Origin of the sequence: Methylomicrobium album BG8, assembly GCF_000214275.2 — a bacterium.
Taxonomy (GTDB): domain Bacteria; phylum Pseudomonadota; class Gammaproteobacteria; order Methylococcales; family Methylomonadaceae; genus Methylomicrobium; species Methylomicrobium agile.
This window is the reverse complement of sequence record NZ_CM001475.1, coordinates 991,581-1,015,391: the sequence shown is the minus strand read 5'-3', so window position 1 is coordinate 1,015,391 and position 23,811 is coordinate 991,581. Positions and strand designations below refer to the sequence as shown.

Here is a 23,811-nt window from a genome sequence, read left to right as displayed (position 1 = left end):
TTTTCTGCCGGGTACCGGCCTGAAGATGCGCCATACATTCGTTTCGGTTCGGAAAAAATCGAGCCGTTGCTCGTTCAACGCCCGCCGAATAACCGCCGTCGCCCCCGGTCCGATTCCGCGGCCGCCCTGACTGCCTTTCTGGCGCCGGACGACCGGACATGCAAGGTACGCACAGCGTACCCTACGGGCTGAACCCAAAGATACCGGTGCCGGACGGGATATTTATCCCGTCCGGCATTTGGAGAACACCCTCTCGCTTCGGCAATGTCGTTCAGTTTAGCCCCAAAGCCTTGCAAAGCCGGCTTTGCAAATGACTGAGTAACAAAGCCAGCTTTGTACTCCATTAGGGAAGTGATTTTTTGCCACACCCTCTAAACATCGAACTTATGTTTTTTTACTGAGATTTTTTCTTTCCTGATACTGCATGTAGAGCTGAATCCCGGACTCGGCAGCAGGCCTTAAACCGATAAATCTGCATCCTATTTTTTGAGCCGAATCATGCTGATTCGGATTGAGCCGCACGACGTTCACGACTTGAAACTCAATTTCCTGATTAAAAGCATTCTCCAAAACGAGCCGGCAGCCCGAAAATTTCCGGCCAATTTCAAAAAAATGCGATAGACCGCTAATATCGTTTATCAGGGAAAAACCGGAAATACTGATATCGTAGAGCGGCATATCGGCTAGGAATTGATCGTCCACAAACAGTTTTACCAAAGTTGAACGCAGCAAAGGCAATCTGATCCGGTAGAATTGACGGCGCTGTACCCACTCAATGGATTTGGGTATCGGCATTGAAAAGACGGTTTCTCCGTCAAAATGGGTCTTCCTGATATTTTTGCCTTGAAAATGGACTTTAATACCGGAAAAATTCGAATTGAATTCCACCTGGGAAGCGCTGAGCACCTGCGAATTTAAATGCTCGGAAGGTGCGCAGTCGAAAAGCAGGAGATCCTTTTGCGGCTCTATCGCGGCAAGCGTCGTAACGAATGTCCCATTTTTATCGAAGCTCAACAGGATCAGACATTTTTTCTTAAACAATGAAGTCAGATGATTGAGGATCTGGGACTTGTTATGAACCATATAATCCGTGTCATTAAACATAGGATACAATTTATAGAATAATTAATGCTTCACCACACGCTTTGGAACGGCACGCGCGCTCTCGCGTACCCAATCCGGCCATTGGCTCAAAGGCCAACCGGCTTTGCGGTTGATATCGTAAAGAATGTTCAACCACTGCCTCAGAAACTGACCCTCCAGCTTCAGAACCGCCCGCCCGCTATCGCCACTCTTAAAAGTAAGGCGCAAACCGTTCGGGGTGGCGGCCACGTCGATCGACTTTACCAGCCATGCCTGCGCACCGGATTCCGGCTTAAGCGGCGGCTGCGGCTTCATCTGAGCGCGCGCCGCCTGCTGGGCAAACTCCTGCACCACACTGCCTACCTGCCCCACTTGCTGCAGATTGCCCGTCGCCGCCTGCAGGCGATCCAGCAGTACCGGCAACAAACGCGAAAATAGCCGTTGTGTGATCCACATCACGATCAGATCGCCGTTCCGAAATTTACCGACCAGTTTAATGCGATCTTCCACATCGTCATATTCTGTCGTTATGCTTTGTAATAAACTCATGATCAAATTACTAAGGAAAAAATACGTTCCATTTAGACGGTTGCTTCTCTCGTATCCAAAACCCGTAGGGCGTTTTCGCGATAGCAAAACGCCAACAGGCTTCAAAGCCCGGCGGATTGCCTGGCGGCGAATCCGCCCTACAACGACAAGGATGGGTAGAGCGAAGCGAAACCCATCAAGAAACCCATATCCTACTTCACGATGGGTTTCGGCTGACGCCTCTACCTATCCTACGGCTTCTCCCATATCCAAGACCTGTAAACCGTAGGGCGTTTTCGCGATAGCAAAACGCCAACAGGCTTCAAAGCCCGGCGGATTGCCTGGCGGCGAATCCGCCCTACAACTGCAAGATGCGGCGAACCCGGCATAGCCGGTTCCGCCTTACGGTTATTTATAATTTTTCAGCCATTCGAGATCCATGGAATCCGATGGAGCCGAGGTGCCAAATAGGGCGCCCAGACCCAAATCGCCAATCGGCAGCTGCCGTTCGCGCCGGCCTTCCGCATGGGCCTTGGCTTTTTGCTGCTCTCGCTGCCTATGCAGGGCCTGGAGCGAGACCAAGCGCTGCATTGAAAACAGCTGGGCATAAGCCAGATCGAGCGCCTGGGTATCGCGCAGAATCTCCAGTACGCTGCCGGGCAATGTTTTCATGGCGGCGGCATCGATACAGCAAAGGTCGCTCAATAAGGGACGTTCATCATCGAGGCCGGCTTTGGGCAACTCCCAGGGCACCAACACTTTGGCGGCTGCCAGCGCTTCGACCGCCTGCTGAGTGAGACGCTGATTCTTGGCGCTCTCAACCAGAAAGTTACTCACTTCCTGCAACCAGGGCTGCGGTTGTCCCTGATCATCGAAAAAACGCTCCTCCTGCTGCAGAGGATCCGGCGCCTCCCGGTAAAGTCCGCTGGCGTGATCGAATCCCAGCATGATCAATTGCTTGTCTTCCGACGACCGGACTTGCAGCAACCTGAAAGGATAGGCGCGAAAATGGCCGGGAATGTACGGTGCCCGCCATTGACCGTGGGCATCGACGAAAAGATTTTCGCCCGCGCACATGCCCAACAGGACAACCAACTGAAAATGCCCTTGAAAAGGACCGGAATCGATTGGCCTGAAGGCCAAAGGGTAATGTGCGATGGCATGGGACAATTCGGCGATCAACAACGGTGCGAAAGCATCGTTCCGGGCAAATACATAGCCCTGCGCTTTTTTTCGGCCGTGTTGCCGATGTGGAACTGCATCTAAGGGTTGGTAATTCGGATTCATCTCTATCGTTAAGGCTAATTGAAATGGAAAGGAGGACGGATACTATGGCCACCTCATCCCCGCCGGACTTCTCCGTCTGGTTGAGGCTAGCATAGCATAAATCCACCGTCCCCAAGCCTGGATGGGAATATAGCCACCCTTCGGCGGAACCCGGAGGAGCCGGTTCCGCCTTACGGGTTACGGGTTCAGCCTTACGGGTTCCGCCTTACGGGTTACGCCTTACGGGTTACGGGTTACGGGTTACGGGTTACGGGTTACGGGTTACGGGTTACGGGTTACGGGTTACGGGTTACGGGTTACGGGTTACGGGTTACGGGTTACGGGTTACGGGTTACGGGTTAATAATTGATCGCTTTCCCAAGAAGGGCGTGCGCAATTATTTTTTGCTTGCAAAATCAATCAGCGATAGCCACAATGATTAAAATAATCATTTTAATCATTGTGGAGCAAATACCATGGTCAGTATGCCTTCAACCGAAGCCAAAACCCATTTTGGCGCCTTGCTCGATATGGTACAGCGCAACCCGGTGACCATCGAGAAAAAAGGTCGCCCTGTCGCGGTCATGATCTCGGAAAGCGAATACGCGGCATATCAACAGTTAAAGTTGCAAGCTTTACAAAGCGACTTAAACGCAGGTATCCGCCAAGCCGACGAAGGCCAATTAGTGGATAGCGAAACCGCTTTTAACGGACTCATTTAAAGCCGCTTGTTTTTAGGGCTGCCTTAATATGGCGACAGCAAGGTTTACACCGCTAACCAGGAGTGATTTAAAAGAAATACGGGATTTCATTGCCCGTGACAAGCTCACCGCTGCTTCTCAATACATGGCAATGCTCAAGCAAAAATGCGAATTATTAACCGATTTCCCCGGGCTTGGCATCCAGCGAGATGAATACTGCGGGCTATATAAATTCTCTGTCGATTCCTATTTAATTTTTTACCGGATTTCACAAACAGGCATCGACATCATTCGTGTTCTGCACGGTAGCCGAGACATTGACAGTATCCTACGGGGCTGAACCGTAACTGAGTCTCGTAGGATGGATAGCTCGTAGGGCGGATTCGCCGCCAGGCAATCCGCCGCGCCTTGAAGGGGGTTGATGTTTTGCTATCGCAAAAAAGCCAAGCTCGTAGCTCGTAGGGCGGATGCCGACAGGCAATCCGCCGCCATGCCGGGCAATCCACTCTCCTTCGGCGGAACCCGGCAGAGCCGGTTCCGCCTTACGGGTTAGGATAACACGCTTCGGCAGGCGTTTCGACGGCGGTTTTCCGCTTCCGTTAGGATGGGTAGGGCGTTTTTGCGATAGCAAAACGCCCATAGCCTTCAAGGCGTGGCGGATTGCCTGGCGGCGAATCCACCCTACGAGATGCTTGTTCAGTTCGCGATCAATCACCCATGTAGGGTACGCTGTGCGTACCATTGATGTTGAAAGGTACGCACAGCGTACCCTACACAAAAAAGCCTCCCTGGGTTTCCCCGGGGAGGCTTTTGGCAGGCCATCCTTGACCTTACGGTTTTCCTGGTTGTTCTGTTCGCGATTGATCACTCCTGTAGGGCGGATGCCGACAGGCGATCCGCCGCCATGCCGGGCGATCCACTCTCCTTCGGCGGAACCCGGCAGAGCCGGTTCCGCCCTACGACTTCACCACCGGGGTGAAGTCTGACCACTGCTCAATGCGGAAGGCGCGAATATCGCGCACCGATTTCGGAAACCACGCTCTGGCTCGCAGTGCCTGGATGGCGAGAAACAGGTTCGCCATGTCTTCGTTCTCGGTCACGTACAAACTGCCTTGCACGCGACGAAAGCCATACTCAGCGAGCACTGCGCCGATTTCGGTGTACGCCTGCGCACACCCTTCGGGTGATGCTTCTCGGTGTCAGTCACCACCAGATCGAAAGCCACTGCGTACATCAGTGCGCATCCGGATCGTCAGATAGATGCGTCAGGCGATACTCGGCCTTCTCTCCCGTCTCAACCATCGTAACCTCGACCATCCAGTCGCCATCATCCAACTGGCGAAGGACCTGGCCTACCTCGTACTTCGGCCCGAAAGGTCCGAAGCTCTTGATCTTGCCGACGGGAATGGGCGGCGCAACGCCTGCGTGCATGACAGCTCTCCTACAATGAAATCCAGTTTAATGGTAGTCAAACATAACGAAAAAGACAACATCAACATCCGGTTTTACACCAAAATGACGGCGGCCAACTCAGACACCGAAAGCACACACAAATCCGGATAGCCAAACAAAAAAGCCCCCCGGGTTTCCCCGGGGAGGCTTTTGGCAGGCCATCCTTGACCTTACGGTTTTCCTGCTTGTTCGGTTCACGATCGATCACTCCGTAGGGCGGATGCCGACAGGCGATCCGCCGCCATGCCGGGCGATCCACTCTCCTTCGGCGGAACCCGGCAGAGCCGGTTCCGCCTTACGGGTTATTCAAAAAACCCGTTCAAATCGTTGGCCGTCAGTACCCGTTCAATCCAGGCGTCCAACTGGTCCGCACCGGCGGTCGACACGTTCCGTTCCGCCCAGTCGGGTAGTGGGCCGAACTTCAAGGTCAACAATTTGAGTAACGTTTGCACTTTGGCTTCCACCCGGCCCTCCAGCCGGCCCTCCAGCCGGCCCTCCGCCTTGCCCTCCGCCTTGCCCTGCCGTTGCCATTCTTTTGCCCATTGTTCAATACGTTGCGTCAACATAGCTCTCATCTCGATTAAATCGCTTGAAGGGGGAAAATCCGCGCCCATCGGCCGCAATACCCGGTTGATCCACACGTTGAAACTCCGTTTCAAGCGGGCTTGTTCCGGCATTGCCAGCCATTCTACCAAATTGTCGATGACCGCCAACATATCGGCCGGCGTGCGCGAGTTTTCCAACCGGAAAATCGCCGCCACCAGGTTTTTGAGCGGCGCCAGGTCTTCTTGTCGATACGCCCCTTCGTCCAATAGGTAGTATTTCAGCGACGGCACGTAATCGCTCAGCCCACCCGGCATGTTCACGATCAGGTCTTTCAGTTCGGTCGCCGCTTGCCAGCGCGATTCGCCGTTGTACAGCACAATCGGAAAGACCGGCGGCAGGCGTTTGTCGTTCCCCCAGTGTTTGCGCTTGATCAAATCCTGGTACAGCAAGCCGATATAGGTCAGCAAGCGGACGGCCATGAAGGGATCGACCGTCGACTGGAATTCGATCAGCAAATATACATAGATCCAGCGGCGTTTGTGTTTGACGCGCCAGACCACGTCGTCTTCGCGGCCGCGTAAGTCGTCGGAGACGTAGCTCGACGCCACCGGCTCCAACGTCGATAAATCCAGTTCGTCGACCCACGGTTGATGCACGAAGCCGCGCAACAGGTCGGCAATCATCTCGGGTTCGGAAAACAGCAGCTTGTAGGCGTGATCGTGGTTCATGGCGTTAGGATAACATGCCTCGGCAGGCGTTTCGACGGTGGTTTTTCGTTCCATAGGATGGGTAGAGTGAAGCGAAATCCATCCTACAATGCCCGGCCGGTTGTTCGCGATGGGTTGCGGCTGGCGCCTCTATCCATCCTACGGGACTGCTTGCCGTAGGGCGTTTTCGCGATAGCAAATCGCCCATAGCCTTCAAGGCGCGGCGGATCGCCTGGCGGCATCCACCCTACGAGCTGCGGACTCAGATGCGTAAGTTGGGTTACGGCTGGCGCCTAACCCAACCTACGAGACTACGGGACTGCTTGTTCGGTTCGCGATCGATCATCCCCGTAGGGCGGATGCCGGCAGGCGATCCGCCGCCATGCCGGGCGATCCACTCTCCTGCGGCGGAAGGCTTTCGGCGGAACCCGGCAAAGCCGGTTCCGCCTTACGGGTTACGGGTTATTCAAAAAACCCGTTCAAATCGTTGGCCGTCAGTACCCGTTCAATCCAGGCGTCCAACTGGTCCGCACCGGCGGTCGACACGTTCCGTTCCGCCCAGTCGGGTAGTGGGCCGAACTTCAAGGTCAACAATTTGAGTAACGTTTGCGCTTTGGCTTCCGCCCGGCCCTCCAGCCGGCCCTCCAGCCGGCCCTCCGCCTTGCCCTCCGCCTTGCCCTGCCGTTGCCATTCTTTTGCCCATTGTTCAATACGTTGCGTCAACATAGCTCTCATCTCGATTAAATCGCTTGAAGGGGGAAAATCTGCGCCCATCGGCCGCAATACCCGGTTGATCCACACGTTGAAACTCCGTTTCAAGCGGGCTTGTTCCGGCAATGCCAGCCATTCTACCAAATTGTCGATGACCGCCAACATATCGGCCGGCGTGCGCGAATTTTCCAACCGGAAAATCGCCGCCACCAGGTTTTTGAGCGGCGCCAGGTCTTCTTGTCGATACGCCCCTTCGTCCAATAGGTAGTATTTCAGCGACGGCACGTAATCGCTCAGCCCACCCGGCATGTTCACGATCAGGTCTTTCAGTTCGGTCGCCGCCTGCCAGCGCGATTCGCCGTTGTACAGCACAATCGGAAAGACCGGCGGCAGGCGTTTGTCGTTCCCTCCGGGTTTGCGCTTGATCAAATCCTGGTACAGCAAGCCGATATAGGTCAGCAAGCGGACAGCCATGAAGGGATCGATCGTCGACTGGAATTCGATCAGCAAATATACATAGATCCAGCGGCGTTTGTGTTTGACGCGCCAGACCACGTCGTCTTCGCGGCCGCGTAAGTCGTCGGAGACGTAGCTCGACGCCACCGGCTCCAACGTCGATAAATCCAGTTCGTCGACCCACGGTTGATGCACGAAGCCGCGCAGCAGGTCGGCAATCATCTCGGGTTCGGAAAACAGCAGCTTGTAGGCGTGATCGTGGTTCATGGCGTTAGGATAACATGCCTCGGCAGGCGTTTCGACGGTGGTTTTCCGCTTCCGTTAGGATGGGTAGGGCGTTTTTGCGATAGCAAAACGCCAATCCCCTTCAAGGCGTGGCGGATTGCCTGGCGGCGAATCCACCCTACGAGATGCTTGTTCAGTTCGCGGTCAATCACCCGTAGGGTACGCTGTGCGTACCATTGATGTCGAAAGGTACGCACAGCGTACCCTACACAAAAAAGCCTCCCCTGGTTTCCCCGGGGAGGCTTTTGGCAGGCTATCCTCGACCTTACGGTTTTCCTGGTTGTTCTGTTCGCGATCGATCGCTCCGTAGGGCGGATGCCGACAGGCGATCCGCCGCCATGCCGGGCGATCCGCCGCCATGCCAGGCGATCCGCCGCCATGCCAGGCGATCCGCCGCCATGCCAGGCGATCCGCCGCCATGCCAGGCGATCCGCCGCCATGCCAGGCGATCCGCCGCCATGCCAGGCGATCCGCCGCCATGCCAGGCGATCCGCCGCCATGCCAGGCGATCCGCCGCCATGCCAGGCGATCCGCCGCCATGCCAGGCGATCCGCCGCCATGCCAGGCGATCCGCCGCCATGCCAGGCGATCCGCCGCCATGCCAGGCGATCCGCCGCCATGCCAGGCGATCCGCCGCCATGCCAGGCGATCCGCCGCCATGCCAGGCGATCCGCCGCCATGCCAGGCGATCCGCCGCCATGCCAGGCGATCCGCCGCCATGCCAGGCGATCCGCCGCCATGCCAGGCGATCCGCCGCCATGCCAGGCGATCCGCCGCCATGCCAGGCGATCCGCCGCCATGCCAGGCGATCCGCCGCCATGCCAGGCGATCCGCCGCCATGCCAGGCGATCCGCCGCCATGCCAGGCGATCCGCCGCCATGCCAGGCGATCCGCCGCCATGCCAGGCGATCCGCCGCCATGCCAGGCGATCCGCCGCCATGCCAGGCGATCCGCCGCCATGCCAGGCGATCCGCCGCCATGCCAGGCGATCCGCCGCCATGCCAGGCGATCCGCCGCCATGCCAGGCGATCCGCCGCCATGCCAGGCGATCCGCCGCCATGCCAGGCGATCCACTCTCCTTCGGCGGAACCCGGCAGAGCCGGTTCCGCCCTACGACTTCACCACCGGGGTGAAGTCTGACCACTGCTCGATGCGGAAGGCGCGAATATCGCGCACCGATTTCGGAAACCACGCTCTGGCTCGCAGTGCCTGGATGGCGAGAAACAGGTTCGCCATGTCTTCGTTCTCGGTCACGTACAAACTGCCTTGCACGCGACGAAAGCCATACTCAGCGAGCACTGCGCCGATTTCGGTGTACGCCTGCGTCACACCCTTCGGGTGATGCTTCTCGGTGTCAGTCACCACCAGATCGAAAGCCACTGCGTACATCAGTGCGCATCCGGATCGTCAGATAGATGCGTCAGGCGATACTCGGCCTTCTCTCCCGTCTCAACCATCGTAACCTCGACCATCCAGTCGCCATCATCCAACTGGCGAAGGGCCTGGCCTACCTCGTACTTCGGTCCGAAAGGTCCGAAGCTCTTGATCTTGCCGACGGGAATGGGCGGCGCAACGCCTGCGTGCATGACAGCTCTCCTACAATGAAATCCGGTTTAATGGTAGTCAAACATAACGAAAAAGACAACATCAACATCCGGGTTTACGCCAAAATGACGGCGGCCAACTCAGACACCGAAAGCACACACAAATCCGGATAGCCAAACAAAAAAGCCTCCCCGGGTTTCCCCGGGGAGGCTTTCGGCAGGCCATCCTTGACCTTACGGTTTTCCTGGTTATTCGGTTCGCGATCGATCGCTCCGTAGGGCGGATGCCGCCAGGCGATCCGCCGCCATACCGGGCGATCCACACTCATTCATTCGGCGGAACCCGGCAGAGCCGGTTCCGCCTTACGGGTTTCCTGGTTGTTCGGTTCGCGATCGATCGCTCCGTAGGGCGGATGCCGCCAGGCGATCCGCCGCCATGCCGGGCGATCCACACTCATTCGGCGGAACCCGGCAGAGCCGGTTCCGCCTTACGGCTCAATCACGTTCACCGCAGGCCAAATCAGGCTGATCGTTGCCGGCCCAATCTTCCGGCAGTAAGCCGTGGCGGACGTAGCGATGGAAAGAAGAATACGGCCAATCGGCTACGCGCTTCACCAAACCGTGTTTCATCGGGTTCCAGTGGCAATAGTCAATGTGGGCCGCATAATCCTGTTCGCTGCGAATCGAATGCTCCCAAAAGCGCCGTTGCCAGATTGCCCGTTCTCCCTTATTCGTCCGTACCTGCGAACGGCGTTCGACAGCCGGTATCTTTTGCACAAAACGAATCTTGATCGCTTTCCAACGATTGGAAAAATCATTATCTCCCGACGGCAAAGTCCAAACGCAGTGCATGTGATCGGGCAGCACCACCCAGGCGTCGATACGGAATGGCCGCTCGCAACGCGTCACGCGTACCGCTTCACGCAACAAATCAATATGCCGAACCAACAGATCCAAACGCCGTTCCAGCAAATTCACCGTAAAAAAATAAGTGCCTCCCGACACCCGACATCGCCGATAATTAGGCATCTTTATTTCCTCCGGCATAGACGCGGATGATGACCATCAGCCGATCCGCTTAATAAGTATTCTGTAGAAGAAAATATAGCATCAGTTTTCATACAGTGTTCATACGACCCCTATAGCGGAAACCGGTAAACCGCTATCTTTCCCGTAGGGCGGATGCCGTCAGGCGATCCGCCGCCATGCCGGGCAATCCACTCTCCTGCGGCGGAAGGCTTTCGGCGGAACCCGGCAAAGCCGGTTCCGCCCTACCTGGAAGCCTGGAAAGCCTAAAACAAAAAAGCCTCCCTGGGTTTCCCCGGGGAGGCTTTTGGCAGGCCATCCTTGACCTTACGGTTTTCCTGGTTGTTCGGTTCGCGATCGATCGCTCCGTAGGGCGGATGCCGACAGGCGATCCGCCGCCATGCCGGGCGATCCACTCTCCTTCGGCGGAACCCGGCAAAGCCGGTTCCGCCCTACCTGGAAGCCTGGAAAGCCTAAAACAAAAAAGCCTCCCTGGGTTTCCCCGGGGAGGCTTTCGGCAGGCCATCCTTGACCTTACGGTTTTCCTGCTTGTTCGGTTCGCGATCAATCGCTCCGTAGGGCGGATGCCGACAGGCGATCCGCCGCCATGCCGGGCGATCCACTCTCCTTCGGCGGAACCCGGCAGAGCCGGTTCCGCCTTACGGGTTGCTTGTTCGGTTCGCGATCGATCGCTCCGTAGGGCGGATGCCGTCAGGCGATCCGCCGCCATGCCGGGCGATCCACTCTCCTTCGGCGGAACCCGGCAGAGCCGGTTCCGCCTTACGGGTTGATCCCCCGTAGGGTGGATGCCGTCAGGCGATCCGCCGCCACGAAAGGCAACCCACCATCCTTACGAAGCGATGATATCGAGTGCGCTGAACGAGTTGTTGTCCACGCCCACGAGCAGGATCACACCATCCGCAGAACCATCGAGGTTGGCATCGAAGAACAGCAGGCCCGCGCCTTCCTGACCTTCGACCTGACCCGTACCGACACCGCCATCCAGATCCGCCGCCGACGTCAGGTAGTACTGCAGAGTACCCACATTGCTGGAAAACGCCGCGTTGGCATCGTTGAACGCCGTGAGGTAAGTATCCACCTCTGCCGCTTCTAGGTAATTGCCGCCGCTTCCGTTCTGCAAATCGGTATCGGACGCCGTCACGAACTCGATGGTGTCTTCGGCCGACAGGAAGTCGGTAATGATATCCGCCGTCAGGTAGTTCGCCGCACCCGCTTCGGATGCACCCGAACCGCCGAAGGCCGCCGTCGTGTCAATGTCTAGCGTGAAGCCACCGTTGTTAGCGTTCTCATCCGTGAACGTGATCGTGGTATCGCCATCAATGTCATCGGCAACAACCGTCATCACACCAGCGTTGAGGTTGAAGTCGCCTCCGATGCCATCGACAACCGCTTCCGGCGTTGCCACACCCGGTGTATAGACACCAGGGATACTACCGCCCGCGTTCAGCGAGGCCAGTGCCGTGTACGTGTCACCCACCGTCGGGTTGCCCGTCGCCGTGACCGTCGTGATTTGCGCCACGTCAGTACCGTTAGCATGTACGCCGGCGATAGTGCCGACATTGGAGCTGTTGCCCAGATCGATGGCCAGCGCATCCAGATCACGCCCACCTGCCGCTGTTGCAGTGATGACCGAGCCCACCGCCGACGCCGACGCGATGAACGAGCCGTTGAGCTGGAGTTCCGCAGCGATGGCAGCCGCAATCGCATCGGTATTCATCACATTAACCGCGCTCAGATTCACGTTTACGAACAGCGCCGCACCGTTGATGGTGTAGTTCACGCGCAGTATTTCGTTGTCCGTGTCCGCATTATCAGCCGTGTTGATCGTCAGCGTTTCTCGATCGAGGTTGGCCTGCGTTGCGACGATATTGAACGTCGTAGTGTTCCCGATGTTGACGTTGAACTGGAAGGTATCTGAACCGCCGTTACCCGTCAGGATATCGATCGCGTTCGCGTCGGTCTGCGTCAGGTTGCCGCCGTTGATGACGTCGTCCTGCTCGCTACCGATCAACGTATCGATCGACAATGCAGCATCGCTCGAACCCGTCAGATTGAAGCCGTTGCTGCCACCCGCCGCCGAAACATCGATCGTGCCGTTGGCAGTGGCCGTTCCACGGGACAAATTGGCCGTACCATTGTTGACGGTATCAGCCGTCGCGACGAAGCTGGTCGACACGTTGGCATTGGCTATTGCACCCGCTTCGACGATCAGGACGTCGTCGTCGATCGACAGCGGATCCGGATCGGCGTCGCCAGCCAAATTATCAATGCTGTCGGTGCCCGCATCTACGATAAAGGTGTCGGCACCGCCGCCGCCAATCAGCGAATCGTCACCCGCACCACCGGTGAGTGTGTCGTCTTGAACGCCGCCGTCGATGACGTCGTCATTGGCCGAGCCCGTCACGTTGTGGCCGACGGAATCGCCCTCGTCGTCTACGGCGGAACCCACGTTGATGATGAAGAAGCCGTCAGCATCATCCGCCGGCGGAACGCCATCGGTATCCAGGGTCACGCCCGAGATGTCGATGTTGACTGTATCCAGGTTGCTCCTGAACGCGTTCGTATCGAGATCCAGATCCGTGCCGTCGCCGACGATCTCGGTGGTGCCATCACCGAAGATATGAACACCGTCCGCCGTCAGGTCCAGCGCCTGCTGGATGGTCAGAATCAACGTGTTGCCTTCCGGAACGAAGACCGTGGTCCCCGAGTTGAAGCCGAGCGTGATCTGAGTCAGATCGACTTCGCCGTCGATGACGACCGGCACATCGACGAGCGTGAGCGTGGTCGGGTTCAGAGGATCGACCGTCGGCTGGAAGTCCACATCTTCAGTGATCGTCAGCGAGCTGCCTTCGCCCGCACCGGTATAGGTGAAGCTCCAGGTGTTGCCCGCTTCCAGTTGCGGCGTGCGGCCATTAGCCGTGCCGAGTGTCATCGTGGTGAGGCCAAAACCCGCCACGAAGGTGAAAGCGATATTGGCCGGCTCATTGAGATCGACCTCATCACCGTCGCCGTTGATGTCGCCTTCCAGATCGTCGCTGCCGTCGATGTCCGCGACGATGCCCAGATGCAGGTCACCCGCGTAGCTCGATGCGTCGATGCGGCTCAACTCGTTGCCGACCACGCCCGCGTTGAGCGGCGCCGCCGACCCGAGCTGGATCGTGGTGCCGTCGTCGAAGGTGGCATCAAGCTCATCCTGCGTGCCGCTGCTCGCCACATTGAGGGTCTGGTAGGAGTTGCCGGCAACGGTCACCACCGACACCACACCGCCGTCCGCCGTTGCGATGGCATCTCCGGAGAAAAACGCGTTCAGTGCATTCTGGACTTCGACAGCGATCGCGGCTTCGTCCGTCGCATCGATCCCCGAGAGATCGACCACCACGTCGCTTTGCACGCCGTTCAGCAGGACGGTGATGGTCAGCGACTCGTCAGCGTCATCAACCAGATCCGGAATGATGGTAATCGTGTCGGCCAAGGTGCCGCCCTTGATGTACCAGGACTCGGTGTTGTCGAGGTTGAACGCCGGGCTCGCGCCCGGGGCCGACAACGTCGCCGTGAAGCCGGTCACATCGGTGGTGATGCTGGTGATATCGGCATCCGCGGTGTTCACCGAGGTGATGGTGACGTCGTTGTCACCTTCCACATCCAGCAGCGCGACGCTGCCGGGCGCCGAAGCGTCATAGGTGATGGTGCCGTCGATTATGAGCGCGGCGCCGTCACCATCCGAGCCGTCACCGACCGTGGACTGCGCCAACGTACGGATACGGATGTCGAGCAGGTCGACATTGTTGTCGAAACCGACGTTGATGTCGCCCACCGTGTTGATGTCGCCCGGTTGCGCCGTCTCGCCCGATTCGTCGGTACCATCGTTGTCGTTGACGTACTCCTCGGACGCCAGGATGTGAGCATCGCTCAGCGCGCGGTGCGACTCGATGGTCAGCGAATCGAACGAGACCGAGTTCGGATCATAGCCCGGAGCACCAATGATGTCGTCGATGACGACGTCGCCGATGGTGACCTGGCCGCCCAGTTTCATCGTCAGGCTCTCGATGTGCTCGACCGGGTTGATGCCCATGTCGCTGAACTCGAGATCGCCCACCGTGACGAAATTGGTGAACTCGATCGTGCGGTTGATTGCGTTGGAGTTGAGCAAAATATTGAGCTCGCTGATGTCGCCGAAGTCGACGCGCAGGACCGCATCCGGCAGCGTCGTGAACAGATCTTCGACATCGCCACCCTCGGTATCGATCAACTCGTTGCTCAGCCAGAGGCGGCCGATCGTGTAAGTCGTCGGGTACGGATTCTGCGAGTCGAGCGGCCCGTTCGAGAAGTAACCACGGGTATCGACCGGCGCCGTGATGTCGTCGAACAGCCAGACCACGTTGGTGCTGTTGCCGGTTCCCGGGGTGGCGTCATTCGCCGCGATAACCACGCGCTCCGCCTGATCGACGTTCTGGAAGCGGATGGTCTGACCGTTCAAGCTGCCATTTTCGTCGGTCAACGTATCCAGCGTGACCGAGAAGAAGCCCAGATCCGTCGCCTTGTCCAGCGTGACGTCATTGACGCCAGCCGCAAAAGTGATGGTGCCGGCCACGTCTTCGTCAATACCGCTCAGGTCGAACGCATCGCTCGGATCATCCGGGTTGGTGTCGTTGGTCAGGTCGACGATGTTGACCACGCCGGTGAAGCCCGGCACGCCGGTATCGTCGCCGTCAATGATAGTCAGACCGTCGGCTTGAGCCGCAGTCAGCGTCAGCGTGACACCATCGGCAAGAACGATAGGCAGGGTCTGCGTAATCGACAGATCCAGATCGCTCAGGTCCATTGTCTCGTCGATGTAGAGGACGCCGTTCGCTCCCATGTCGATGTCAAGCTTGGAGCCGTCGACGAAGGCCAACGGTCCGCTGCCACCGCCCAGATGGAACTCGCTACCTGGCGCGGCATTGCTGTAATCGATGTTCCAGCCTGCCGTGTCGTCTACCGTACCCGGTGTCGTATCGACCCCCGTGCTGTCCAGCGTGTCGTCGCTCAGGCGAGCGATCATGACGCCGGTGCCGGCGATCAGCGTGAAGTCGGCGCTGTCGACTTCGTTGATTTCGCCGAGGTTCAGGTCGCCTGTGGAACCGGACGCATCGATCAACGAGAGCGCCGAACCGGCAATGCCCGTTTCCGAACTGCTGCTATCGAGGTCGCCGAGCACGACATCGCCGGGGCCCGTAAACAACAGTTCTTCCAGAGTCGTGCCGCCGTCGATCGCCGGGCTCGCGCCGGTGACTGTCAGGGTGCCTGTTCCGTCGTTGGCAACGGTCAGGGTATCGATGTCGGGATCGGTGGCGATCAACTGCTGCACCGTTACGTCCGCCGTACCGTCGATCGTCAACAACGCTGCCGCGTCGTCATCCGGCACATCGATCGAGTTGAACACGATGTCACCGTCAATCACCAGCTCTTGCGCCGCATTGATGTCAACGAGCAGCAGGTTGTTGTCCGACGTATTCGGGGCACCCAATACCGTAGCGGTATTGATATTGCCGTCGATCGTGTTCGGCTCCGCGCCATTGGAGTTGATCGTCAAGCGTTGGAAGAACTGTTGCACACCGTAGTCGCCGTCCTTGTCGGTACGGGTCGGAATGCTCAGGTTGCCGTTCAGCGTGACATCACCATTCAGCGTCAGATCCAGCGTTCTCACTTCGTCGGTGTCATCCCAATCATTGAAGATCAGGCCGGAAGGCGTGGTGATGCCTTCTTCGATCACTACGCGGCGGAAGGTCGGATCGAGGAAGCCGAGGTCGGCCGGATCCACATACAGCCGCAGTTCGACAGAGCTCGGCAGATCGTCGATCGAATATTCAACGTTGGACGGGCCGCCGGTCGTGAAGGACTGCGCCAGCGCCTTCAGGGTCGTCACATCGTAACCGGAGGCGTCGATTTGACCCGGGAACGGTACAAGCGCGACGAACTGATAAACGATCGTCGTGTTGGCGCCGCCATCGACGTTGAGCCCGTCCGCCTGGACATTGCTGGCCAGACCGATCGTCTGATTGTCGGCCAGGATGACGGTCAGGTTGTCGAGGTCGCCCAGATTGGTATCGGCCGCCAGTGCGACGTCTTCCGCCAGCGTCAGGGTGATGTTTTCCGACGTAATGCCTGCAAGGCTGAGGAGCTCGCCCGCATCATTGCTGTCGCCATCGCCGTTGAGGTCATTGGCGATGTCGGCCTGCGTCAGGCCGGTCAGGTTGACCGTGTAATCCTCGCTCGGAAGACCATCCGCATCCACACCCTCAATGGCGCCCGCATCCTTGAGCTGTTGGAACTGCTCGACCGACAAGGTCAGCGTGCTGCCTTCCTTTACGATGATCTTGTCAACACCGGTCAGGTTGGTCGACGGATCCAGGGTGATGTCGCCTGCTTTGATAGTAATCGTCTTCAGGTCGATGCCCGGATCCAGCGCCGTCGCGTCGAACGGATCGGAACCGAATTCGACGATGTTCAGCGTGGCGCCATCAAGCGTGTCCTCGCCATCGTCAAGCAGGTTGCCGATGCCGATCGCGTCGACTTGGGCCTGCGTCAGAATCAACGTGCCATCGTCTTCGATGGTGATCTGGGTGACCGCACTCAAATCGTCGTCCGACAGATCCACGGTCGGGTCGATGATCAGGTGGATATCGCCGGTGCCGGTAAAGCTCAGGGCGTCGTTGTTGTTCGCTACCTGATCGATGTCGTTGCCGTTGATCTTGACGGTCAATACGCCGGTGCCGTTGTTGACGACGTTCAGGCCGTCCACATCGTCATCCTCGGTATTGATGCCACCGATGTAGGTATCGGCGCTGCTGTTGACGGTCAACGTGGCAATGGCTTCGTGGTTGTCGTTGGCGGTAATGCCGTCGTCGTTCGAGTCAGCGTTGGTGACCGATTCGAACACGATGCCGCCCTTGATTTCGAGATCCTGATCACCGTTGATCGTCACATTGAGCAGGTTGTTGGCGATGCTCGTGTAGGCGTAGCTGCCGGAGCCCTGGGGGCCCATGCCTTGCGAAGTCAACTGACCGTCAATGATGTTAGCCGTTTTGCCCGAGATCAAGTTCTCGGCCGTGCCGGTGGAGTTGATGGTGATTGTCTTCAGCCAAGTACGGATCAGGTGCGAGTCGTCATCGACTGCCGTCGCGGACAGCCGCAGATTGCCGTCAATTTCCGTACCGCCCTGCAGGTTGAGGGTGAAGTTCTGGATTTCGGTGCCCGTGTGGTCCGTCGGAATATTGAAGACCGTCCAACCCGGAACCGTGGTACCTTCAGTCAGCACGACGGTCTGGTTGACGCCCTCGATGAAACCGTAGTCATTGTTGATGACTTTGACGACCGATGGCGGCAGGCCCCGGAACAGCAGATCCACGTTGTGCTGGGCCGCCAGTTGCGCCTGGAATTGCAATTCCGGCACATTGAAGCCGGAGGCGTCGATGCCGGTGCTCGTCGAGTAGTCTGTATCAATGATGCTCAGAATACCGCCGGCATCGCCGTTGACGGTCAGGCCGTTGGCTTGCTCTACGTCGGCCAGGGTCAGGGTGTAACCGCCGATCTCGACCGTGGTATTGTCCAGGGTTTTGCTGCCAAACCAGGGCCAGCCGATCACATCGGTAGCCAAGCTGTCAGTCGCCGACAGCTCGACGTTTTCAGCCAGGGTGACGGTCACATGATTGGCCGAGATCTGCTCGAGGTTGAGGCCGTTGTGCTCGCCAGCATCGTTGTAGTCGCCATCGCCGTTCAGATCCAGCGGATCAATGTCGGCTTGCGTCAGGTCGGTGATGTTGACGGTGAAGTTCTTGGTATTACCCACGCCCCAGATGGTGCCATTGCCGTTCAATTGCTGAAACTGCGCGGCGGTCATGTTGAGGACGGTGCCTTCGTGCACACGCAACGCGCCGATACCGGTCAGGTCGGTAGCGGGATTGAGGGTGATGACGGGCAGATCGGCCAGTTCCACCAGGCTGACATCAATGCCGTCGGCATAGTTGGACAGGGCGAACGGCTGCTCGGCCAAGCCGGTCAAATGCAGATCGGCACTCGTCGCGCCCAAGGCCAAGGCGAAGTTGCCGGCGCCGATGGCGTCGGCTTGGTCGAGGGTGAGCGACAGTTCGGTCCCTTGACCCAGGGTGACGCCGGTAACGTGCGTCAGGGCGGCATCGGACAAATCCACTTCAACGCCAGTCCCCTTGAGCACCAGTTCAACGCCGCCTACGCCGCCGTCGATGGCTGTGGTGGTGGCATCGGTGCTGCCGTCGTCGGCGGTGAAATCGCCGGTGAAGGTCAGGGTAGAGCCGCCCGCGGAGCCGGTGAAGCTGAAGTCCTGGTCGTCGAGACCGGATCTGTTCACGGATACGGCGAACGCGCCATCGACGCCGGCCGCGTCGATGGCGGTCAGGCCTGCCGGCAGGTTTTCGTTGACGGTGACGTCTTCGGTGGCGGTAACGGTCAGGGTTTTGAGCTGAGCAGTCGCGCTAGCATCCACGATGCTATCGATAACCGCGTCGCCTTCGGTGACGTTGAGGTTCAACGAGGCGGCATTTACCAATTGGATGCCGTCAACGTCGAAGTAGCGTTCGCCGCCGGTGGAGGTAACGCCCAGTTCGACGCCGCCGTTGTTGATGTTGACGACGGCCGGGGCGCCGGCGGTGAAGTATTCCACGCGCACGGTACCGATGTCCGAAGCGTTGGGGTTGCCATCGGCCTTGAGGCCGCCGTTCCAGTCGGCATAGCCGTCACCTTCGAGCAGGATGCTGGGATGTACCAGACCCCACGGCACCTTTGTGAAAACGATAGTGTTACCCGCGTTGCCGTTCAGACCGAGGACTTCGACATCCTGGCTGGCGTCGCTGAGGTTGAACCAGAGGGTGCTGTTCGCGTCGTCCTTGCCGTCTTGATCCACGTCAATCTGCGTAACGACGTATTGCGCCACGCCGCTGGTCTTGAGGCCGGCGTTCAGCACGCCCACGTCGGCGTTAAGGATAACGTCGATGCGGGTGCCTGTGCCGTTGCCCTTGATTTCCTTGACATCCTGGAAAGAATCCAGGGTCAAGCCGGTCAGGGTGCCGTGCAAGCCGGAGAAATCGACCACGAAGTTGTCGGATTCGCCGGTGGGCGGTGTGTTGCTCGGGTCGTTGTCATCGTCAGTCTGTTGACCCCCCTTGTGCTGATAGACGGTGTCGTCTTCGCCCGCAATGTTCAGCTCGCCGCCCAAATCCACCACGCCGGTGAATTTGATGTTAGCGTCGCCGACGATTTTGAGGGTCTGCGCTTCGGTGACGATGTTGGCCGCCACCAACGGCGTGGTGTCGGAGTCGATCGTGTAGATGTCTTCGTAGCCGGTGGGAACCGGACGATCGAAGCCATCGGCCTCGCGGATGATGGTGACTTGGCCGTTTTCCCAGCCGTTGGCGCCTGCCGCCAAGGTGCCGCCGGTGATGACGCCGTAGTCGGGACCGCTGAGGAAGGGGTTGAAGTTGAACGCGGCGTCGGTGATGACGACCTTACCGGACAGCCCGCTGTCTTCGTAGATGCCGTTGACGGCCACGTAGTCGTGCAGTTCCTCGGCCGAAAGGGTCAGCGTGGCGCCGTCGCGCAATTCGAAGTGCAGGCGGACATTGGGGTTCAGGGCGCCGAGATTGACCAGATCGCTGAGCGTGGTGTCGTGAGAGACAACGATGTAGAGATCTTCGGTGGCGCCTTCCTCGTCATACTGAACGCTGAACTTGTCGGCGCCGATGGCGGCGAATTGATCGGAGGTGATGCGCAGTTCCTGCTTCAGCACCACGGAAGTGATGGTGGCGCCGGACAGGTCGGCCTGGGTCAGGTCGCTGTTGTTTTCGACGAACAATTTGATGCCGGTGCCGCTGATGCTGGAACCTTCGAGCGCGGTTACGCCGAATTGGACGGTGGAGTTGCCGATCTGCACGTCGCGGCCCAAGGTCAGGGTATTCTGACCCGCGCCCAGGTCTACATTGAGGACCACGCCGGGAGCGAGGTTATCGGCGAAATGGGCGTTGAGCATGCTGTTGTCGGTGTTGCCGCCGTTGAAGCCGCCGGCGTTATTGCCGTTGCCGCCTTCCTCCAGATCGCCGTAGTCGAAGGTGGTGTTGAGGCCGGAGACGGTGACCTTGTCGTTGCCGCTGCCGGTGGTGATGTCGACTTCCTGCAGGGCGCTGAGGACGATGGTGTTGTTGCCGTTGCCGGCGTCGATGGTGACGCTGCCGTTGCGCAGGGCTTCGATGTTGTCGTTGCCGCCGCCCGTGGTGATGCTGACGTCGGAGATGCCGTAGTAATCTCCGTTTATATCCTGGTCCACGACGATGGTGTTCAGCCCGTCGCCGGCCTCGATGGTGACCTCTTGGCTGTTGTTGGCGTAAATGAGATTCTGGCCGCCGCCGGCATCGATGGTGACCACCTCGCTGCCGCTGGCGTCGATATCGTCGCGGCCCGCGCCGGTGGTGATGTCGACTTCCTGATTGTTTTGGGCGACGATCTTGTTACGGCCTTCGCCGGCGTCGATCGTTACGATACCGTAGGCACCGCTCACTTCGATTTCGTCGTTATTGGAGGTGCCGAGGACGGTGACGTCGTTGCCGTGGTCGTTCAGCGTGATGTCGAGGCCGCCGGTATTCAAGTGGGCGTCGATGATGGCGGGACGGCCCTGGTAGAAGCTGTCATGCAGATCGCCATCCACGCCGAAAACGCCGGTGCCTTTGATATACATGCGGCTGATCGAGCCGCCCTCGGAATTGCCCACGAAGAATGTCTTCATGTAGTTTTCGACGCCTTGCGAGTCGATGTTCAACACGGGCGCATTCTGCAGGATATTGATGGGCGCCGTCACCTCGCCCAGCGCCAGTTCGATATTCAGGGTACCGGTTTGGCCCAGGCCGTATTGAATGGTGGTGTCTCCGCTTTTGAAGGAGCCTTCCAGGCGCAGGGTCGCGGCGTTGCGTACACCGACGATGGTCAGGTTGCCGGAGTAGCCGTCATAGGAACCCGAACCACTGTAGCCGCCGTCCGTTACGACCAACTTTTGGAGATCGATGGCGCGGTTCAAATCCAGCCAGCTATCGTCGCTGCCGGTGCCGGTCGGGGACAGGAATCCGCTATTGGAGTAGAGGGTATTGTCCAGATTGCCCTCGCCCGATCCGTATTCCGTGGTGTAGAAATTCGGCAGGTCGTTGACGCGGATTTCCTGGATGTTGAGCAATGCCGCCGGTTGCGCATAGGTGCCCTTGGCATCGACTTCCAGCTTGTTGTAGCCGGCGCCTCCATCGATATAAGCCTGGTGCAGCAGTTCGAGACGGCCGGCAACGATCAGGTCGTCGTTGGGGCTGGTCACCACGTTGGTTTCGATGGTGCCGCCGTTGTTATTTTGAGTCGTCAGCAGGATCGGCGCGAGGTGTTCCTCGGTGCCGCTGGATCCCGTGCCCTCGATGACTTTTTCGTACAGGCGCGAGTTGCCTTCGTTGTCGAACAGCAGGCTGCTCAGGAAGCTGAAATAGGCATCGCCCAGGGCGACTTCGGCGTTGAGGTAGGTGCCGTCGGCATAATCGATACGCAGGTAGGTGCTCTGGTCGATGCCGCCGCTCGAGCCGCCCTCGCCGCCATCGCCGCCGCCACTCAGACCGCCATTGCCGCCATTGCCGCCGTCGCCGCCATTGCCGCCATTACCGGAGTTGCTGGGGTTGCTGCCGCTTGCGGTAATCGGGTTGCTCAGGCTCAGGCTGGTTACGTTCTGGAACGGATCCTGGCCGTCCGCGTCGATCAGGCCGAGTTCCTGCAGGTCCAGGCCGGTGATCGTCTTCAGGAAGTTGACCAGGTCGGCAACGGGAATGCCGCCGTCGGACGGCGCTTCGTTTCCTTGGTTCCATCCGCCTTGGTGATCATGCGGGTTATAGCCCCAGTAAATTTGGTATTGAGCCGGCGTGGGATCGGTTCCGGGAACGATCACTTCCTTGAGGGTAAAGATTTCCGCCGGGATCAAGTCGGTCTGCGGAGGATCATTGATGGTCAGCTGGCCGGTGGCTTGCACGTCGCCGTTGCTGTCTTTCAGGGTGACGGTGGCCAGTTCGGGGCCTTCGGCCAGCGAGTCCGACTTGGCGGTGATCGAGAAGGTGCCTACGCCGAGGGCATTCAGCGTGACGGCGCCGGAAGCGACGAGGACGTCGCCGGCGTGCGCGCTATCGACGCTCCAGGTCAGCGTGGAGCCGGCCACGCCGGTTACCGTGTAGTTGACCGGGGCCTGGCCTTCGGTGATTTCGGTCTGGTCCTGGGTCAGGGTGACTTGAGACGGGGCGGGATCGTTGATGGTTACCTGGCCGGTGGCTTTCACGGCGCCGGTGACGTCTTTCACGGTGACGGAGGCCAACTCGGCGCCTTCGACCAGCGAATCTTGCTTCGCGGTGACCGAGAAGGTGCCCGTACCGCTGGCATTCAGCGTGACGGTGCCGGAAGCGGCAACAACGTCGTCGGTATGCGCGCTATCGACGCTCCAGGTCAGCGTGGTGCCGGCCTTGCCGGTCAGCGTGTAGGTGACCGAGTCGAGCCCTTCGGTGATTTGGGTTTTGTCTTGGGTCAGGGTAACTTGGGACTCCACGGCATCGACGATTTTGTTTACGAGCTCGGCCGTAACGCCGGCAAACATCGCTTTTTTCTCGGCCACCGAAATCTTGCCGTTGTGGTCCGTATCGATCGAGGCTTTGAAAGTGGGGTCCGTTTTGAGCAGCTTGTTCAATTGGGCCTTGATGAAAGGCTTGTGAGCGATTTTATTGGCAATGAAATCGTCGGTTTTGCCTTTTGCATAAAGCTTCTCGATCTGCTTGATCAGATTGGCCTCTTGTTTGGGCTTCAAAATGAAGTCTCTTGCATGAAGCGCATCGAGAATCAATTGAGCTTTTTCTGTAGAACTAATCGCCATGATTTACTCCGTCTAGTTACATGAATTTTTTTGATACCGCTTGAAAAGATGAATGTCACGCTCTCATTGACACACAAACGACCAATTTAATTTTCGTCTGCTTTACGCGCTTAATGAACCACTCCCTTTCTCACAGCTCAAAGTATAGTTATCTTTAAACAAGTTTGTCTAGCTTTTTAGGCATTTTGTTATGTCATTATTCAATCATGCCGACAACCTCTTGTTATGGTTAATTTTTTTCGCTCCGCTTAAGCCTGCGGGGCTGGCCGCGGGCTATTCCGGCGGCAGGTGCGGGACGCCGGATTTTCCATCTGGAAGACTGGCGTGGTAGCCTTGTAGGGCGTTTTGGCGATAGCAAAACGCCCATAGCCTTTAAATGCCTAACGGCGAATCCACCCTACAACTACAAGACCTACAGGGCGTTTTGACGATGGCAAAGCGCCAATAACCTTATAAAGCGAGGCGGATTGCCTAGCGGCGAATCCACCCTACCGGAGCCGTAGGATGGGTAGAGGCGATATCCAAAGCCCATCGCGAGCTATACC

15 protein-coding genes are annotated in these 23,811 nt (G+C 58.4%); 2 read left to right on the top strand and 13 right to left on the bottom strand.

What is annotated here, in order from left to right:
• Window positions 1-384: 384 nt before the first annotated feature.
• The 3 genes from METAL_RS04395 to METAL_RS19810 all read right to left on the bottom strand — a co-directional run bounded on the left by METAL_RS04395 (window position 385) and on the right by METAL_RS19810 (window position 2,898).
• On the bottom strand, window positions 385-1,104 hold the full coding sequence (locus tag METAL_RS04395; RefSeq protein WP_005369994.1) for a flagellar brake protein: 720 nt from the start codon (window positions 1,102-1,104) through the stop codon (window positions 385-387).
• Between the two features lie 21 nt (window positions 1,105-1,125).
• A complete protein-coding gene (locus METAL_RS04390) occupies window positions 1,126-1,632 on the bottom strand; it encodes a Rossmann-fold NAD(P)-binding domain-containing protein (RefSeq protein ID WP_005369992.1) in 507 nt (168 codons plus the stop codon).
• A gap of 387 nt (window positions 1,633-2,019) precedes the next feature.
• Window positions 2,020-2,898, bottom strand: a complete 879-nt coding sequence (locus METAL_RS19810; RefSeq protein WP_005369989.1) for a SapC family protein — start codon at window positions 2,896-2,898, stop codon at window positions 2,020-2,022.
• 455 nt (window positions 2,899-3,353) lie between these two features.
• Between METAL_RS19810 and METAL_RS04380 the strand changes: the two genes are divergently transcribed.
• Both METAL_RS04380 and METAL_RS04375 read left to right on the top strand, forming a co-directional pair.
• Entirely contained in the window at window positions 3,354-3,599 is a 246-nt protein-coding gene (locus METAL_RS04380; RefSeq protein WP_005369988.1) for a type II toxin-antitoxin system Phd/YefM family antitoxin, read from the top strand.
• Window positions 3,600-3,627: 28 nt separating this feature from the next.
• On the top strand, window positions 3,628-3,918 hold the full coding sequence (locus METAL_RS04375) for a type II toxin-antitoxin system RelE/ParE family toxin (protein WP_005369987.1): 291 nt from the start codon (window positions 3,628-3,630) through the stop codon (window positions 3,916-3,918).
• A gap of 616 nt (window positions 3,919-4,534) precedes the next feature.
• On the opposite strand, the gene METAL_RS21795 is transcribed toward METAL_RS04375, so the two are convergent.
• From METAL_RS21795 to METAL_RS04325, 10 genes are all read right to left on the bottom strand, one after another.
• The gene (locus METAL_RS21795; RefSeq protein WP_342633128.1) at window positions 4,535-4,678 is read right to left on the bottom strand and encodes a hypothetical protein; all 144 of its coding nucleotides are present in this window, start codon (window positions 4,676-4,678) and stop codon (window positions 4,535-4,537) included.
• Window positions 4,679-4,811: 133 nt separating this feature from the next.
• The gene (locus METAL_RS04365; protein WP_005369979.1) at window positions 4,812-5,009 is read right to left on the bottom strand and encodes a DUF5397 domain-containing protein; all 198 of its coding nucleotides are present in this window, start codon (window positions 5,007-5,009) and stop codon (window positions 4,812-4,814) included.
• A gap of 323 nt (window positions 5,010-5,332) precedes the next feature.
• Window positions 5,333-6,304: an Rpn family recombination-promoting nuclease/putative transposase gene (locus tag METAL_RS04360; RefSeq protein ID WP_040578454.1), complete on the bottom strand. Its 972-nt coding sequence runs from the start codon at window positions 6,302-6,304 to the stop codon at window positions 5,333-5,335.
• 441 nt (window positions 6,305-6,745) lie between these two features.
• Window positions 6,746-7,717: an Rpn family recombination-promoting nuclease/putative transposase gene (locus tag METAL_RS04355; protein WP_005369977.1), complete on the bottom strand. Its 972-nt coding sequence runs from the start codon at window positions 7,715-7,717 to the stop codon at window positions 6,746-6,748.
• A gap of 283 nt (window positions 7,718-8,000) precedes the next feature.
• The gene (locus tag METAL_RS04350; protein WP_213069454.1) at window positions 8,001-8,879 is read right to left on the bottom strand and encodes a hypothetical protein; all 879 of its coding nucleotides are present in this window, start codon (window positions 8,877-8,879) and stop codon (window positions 8,001-8,003) included.
• Window positions 8,846-9,124 carry a virulence factor gene (locus METAL_RS04345; RefSeq protein ID WP_005369975.1) on the bottom strand — a complete coding sequence of 93 codons (279 nt, stop codon included), beginning with the start codon at window positions 9,122-9,124 and terminating at the stop codon, window positions 8,846-8,848. Before METAL_RS04345 ends, METAL_RS04350 begins: the two co-directional genes overlap by 34 nt.
• Window positions 9,124-9,321, bottom strand: a complete 198-nt coding sequence (locus METAL_RS04340) for a DUF5397 domain-containing protein (protein ID WP_005369974.1) — start codon at window positions 9,319-9,321, stop codon at window positions 9,124-9,126. The genes METAL_RS04345 and METAL_RS04340 overlap by 1 nt, the downstream gene beginning before the upstream one ends.
• Window positions 9,322-9,608: 287 nt before the next feature.
• Complete coding sequence (locus METAL_RS21790) at window positions 9,609-9,737, bottom strand: hypothetical protein (RefSeq protein WP_281023977.1); 129 nt, start codon at window positions 9,735-9,737, stop codon at window positions 9,609-9,611.
• A 37-nt stretch (window positions 9,738-9,774) separates the two neighbouring features.
• Window positions 9,775-10,308: an REP-associated tyrosine transposase gene (locus METAL_RS04330; protein ID WP_005369972.1), complete on the bottom strand. Its 534-nt coding sequence runs from the start codon at window positions 10,306-10,308 to the stop codon at window positions 9,775-9,777.
• Between the two features lie 847 nt (window positions 10,309-11,155).
• Window positions 11,156-23,266, bottom strand: a complete 12,111-nt coding sequence (locus METAL_RS04325) for a beta strand repeat-containing protein (RefSeq protein WP_005369970.1) — start codon at window positions 23,264-23,266, stop codon at window positions 11,156-11,158.
• Between the last annotated feature and the right edge of the window lie 545 nt (window positions 23,267-23,811).

Coding starts and splice junctions, on each gene's coding strand:
- METAL_RS04395 (WP_005369994.1), bottom strand. CDS start 1,104: ATGTTTAATGACACGGATTATATGGTTCATAACAAGTCCCAGATCCTC.
- METAL_RS04390 (WP_005369992.1), bottom strand. CDS start 1,632: ATGAGTTTATTACAAAGCATAACGACAGAATATGACGATGTGGAAGAT.
- METAL_RS19810 (WP_005369989.1), bottom strand. CDS start 2,898: ATGAATCCGAATTACCAACCCTTAGATGCAGTTCCACATCGGCAACAC.
- METAL_RS04380 (WP_005369988.1), top strand. CDS start 3,354: ATGGTCAGTATGCCTTCAACCGAAGCCAAAACCCATTTTGGCGCCTTG.
- METAL_RS04375 (WP_005369987.1), top strand. CDS start 3,628: ATGGCGACAGCAAGGTTTACACCGCTAACCAGGAGTGATTTAAAAGAA.
- METAL_RS04365 (WP_005369979.1), bottom strand. CDS start 5,009: ATGCACGCAGGCGTTGCGCCGCCCATTCCCGTCGGCAAGATCAAGAGC.
- METAL_RS04360 (WP_040578454.1), bottom strand. CDS start 6,304: ATGAACCACGATCACGCCTACAAGCTGCTGTTTTCCGAACCCGAGATG.
- METAL_RS04355 (WP_005369977.1), bottom strand. CDS start 7,717: ATGAACCACGATCACGCCTACAAGCTGCTGTTTTCCGAACCCGAGATG.
- METAL_RS04345 (WP_005369975.1), bottom strand. CDS start 9,124: ATGTACGCAGTGGCTTTCGATCTGGTGGTGACTGACACCGAGAAGCAT.
- METAL_RS04340 (WP_005369974.1), bottom strand. CDS start 9,321: ATGCACGCAGGCGTTGCGCCGCCCATTCCCGTCGGCAAGATCAAGAGC.
- METAL_RS21790 (WP_281023977.1), bottom strand. CDS start 9,737: ATGAGTGTGGATCGCCCGGCATGGCGGCGGATCGCCTGGCGGCATCCG.
- METAL_RS04330 (WP_005369972.1), bottom strand. CDS start 10,308: ATGCCTAATTATCGGCGATGTCGGGTGTCGGGAGGCACTTATTTTTTT.
- METAL_RS04325 (WP_005369970.1), bottom strand. CDS start 23,266: ATGGCGATTAGTTCTACAGAAAAAGCTCAATTGATTCTCGATGCGCTT.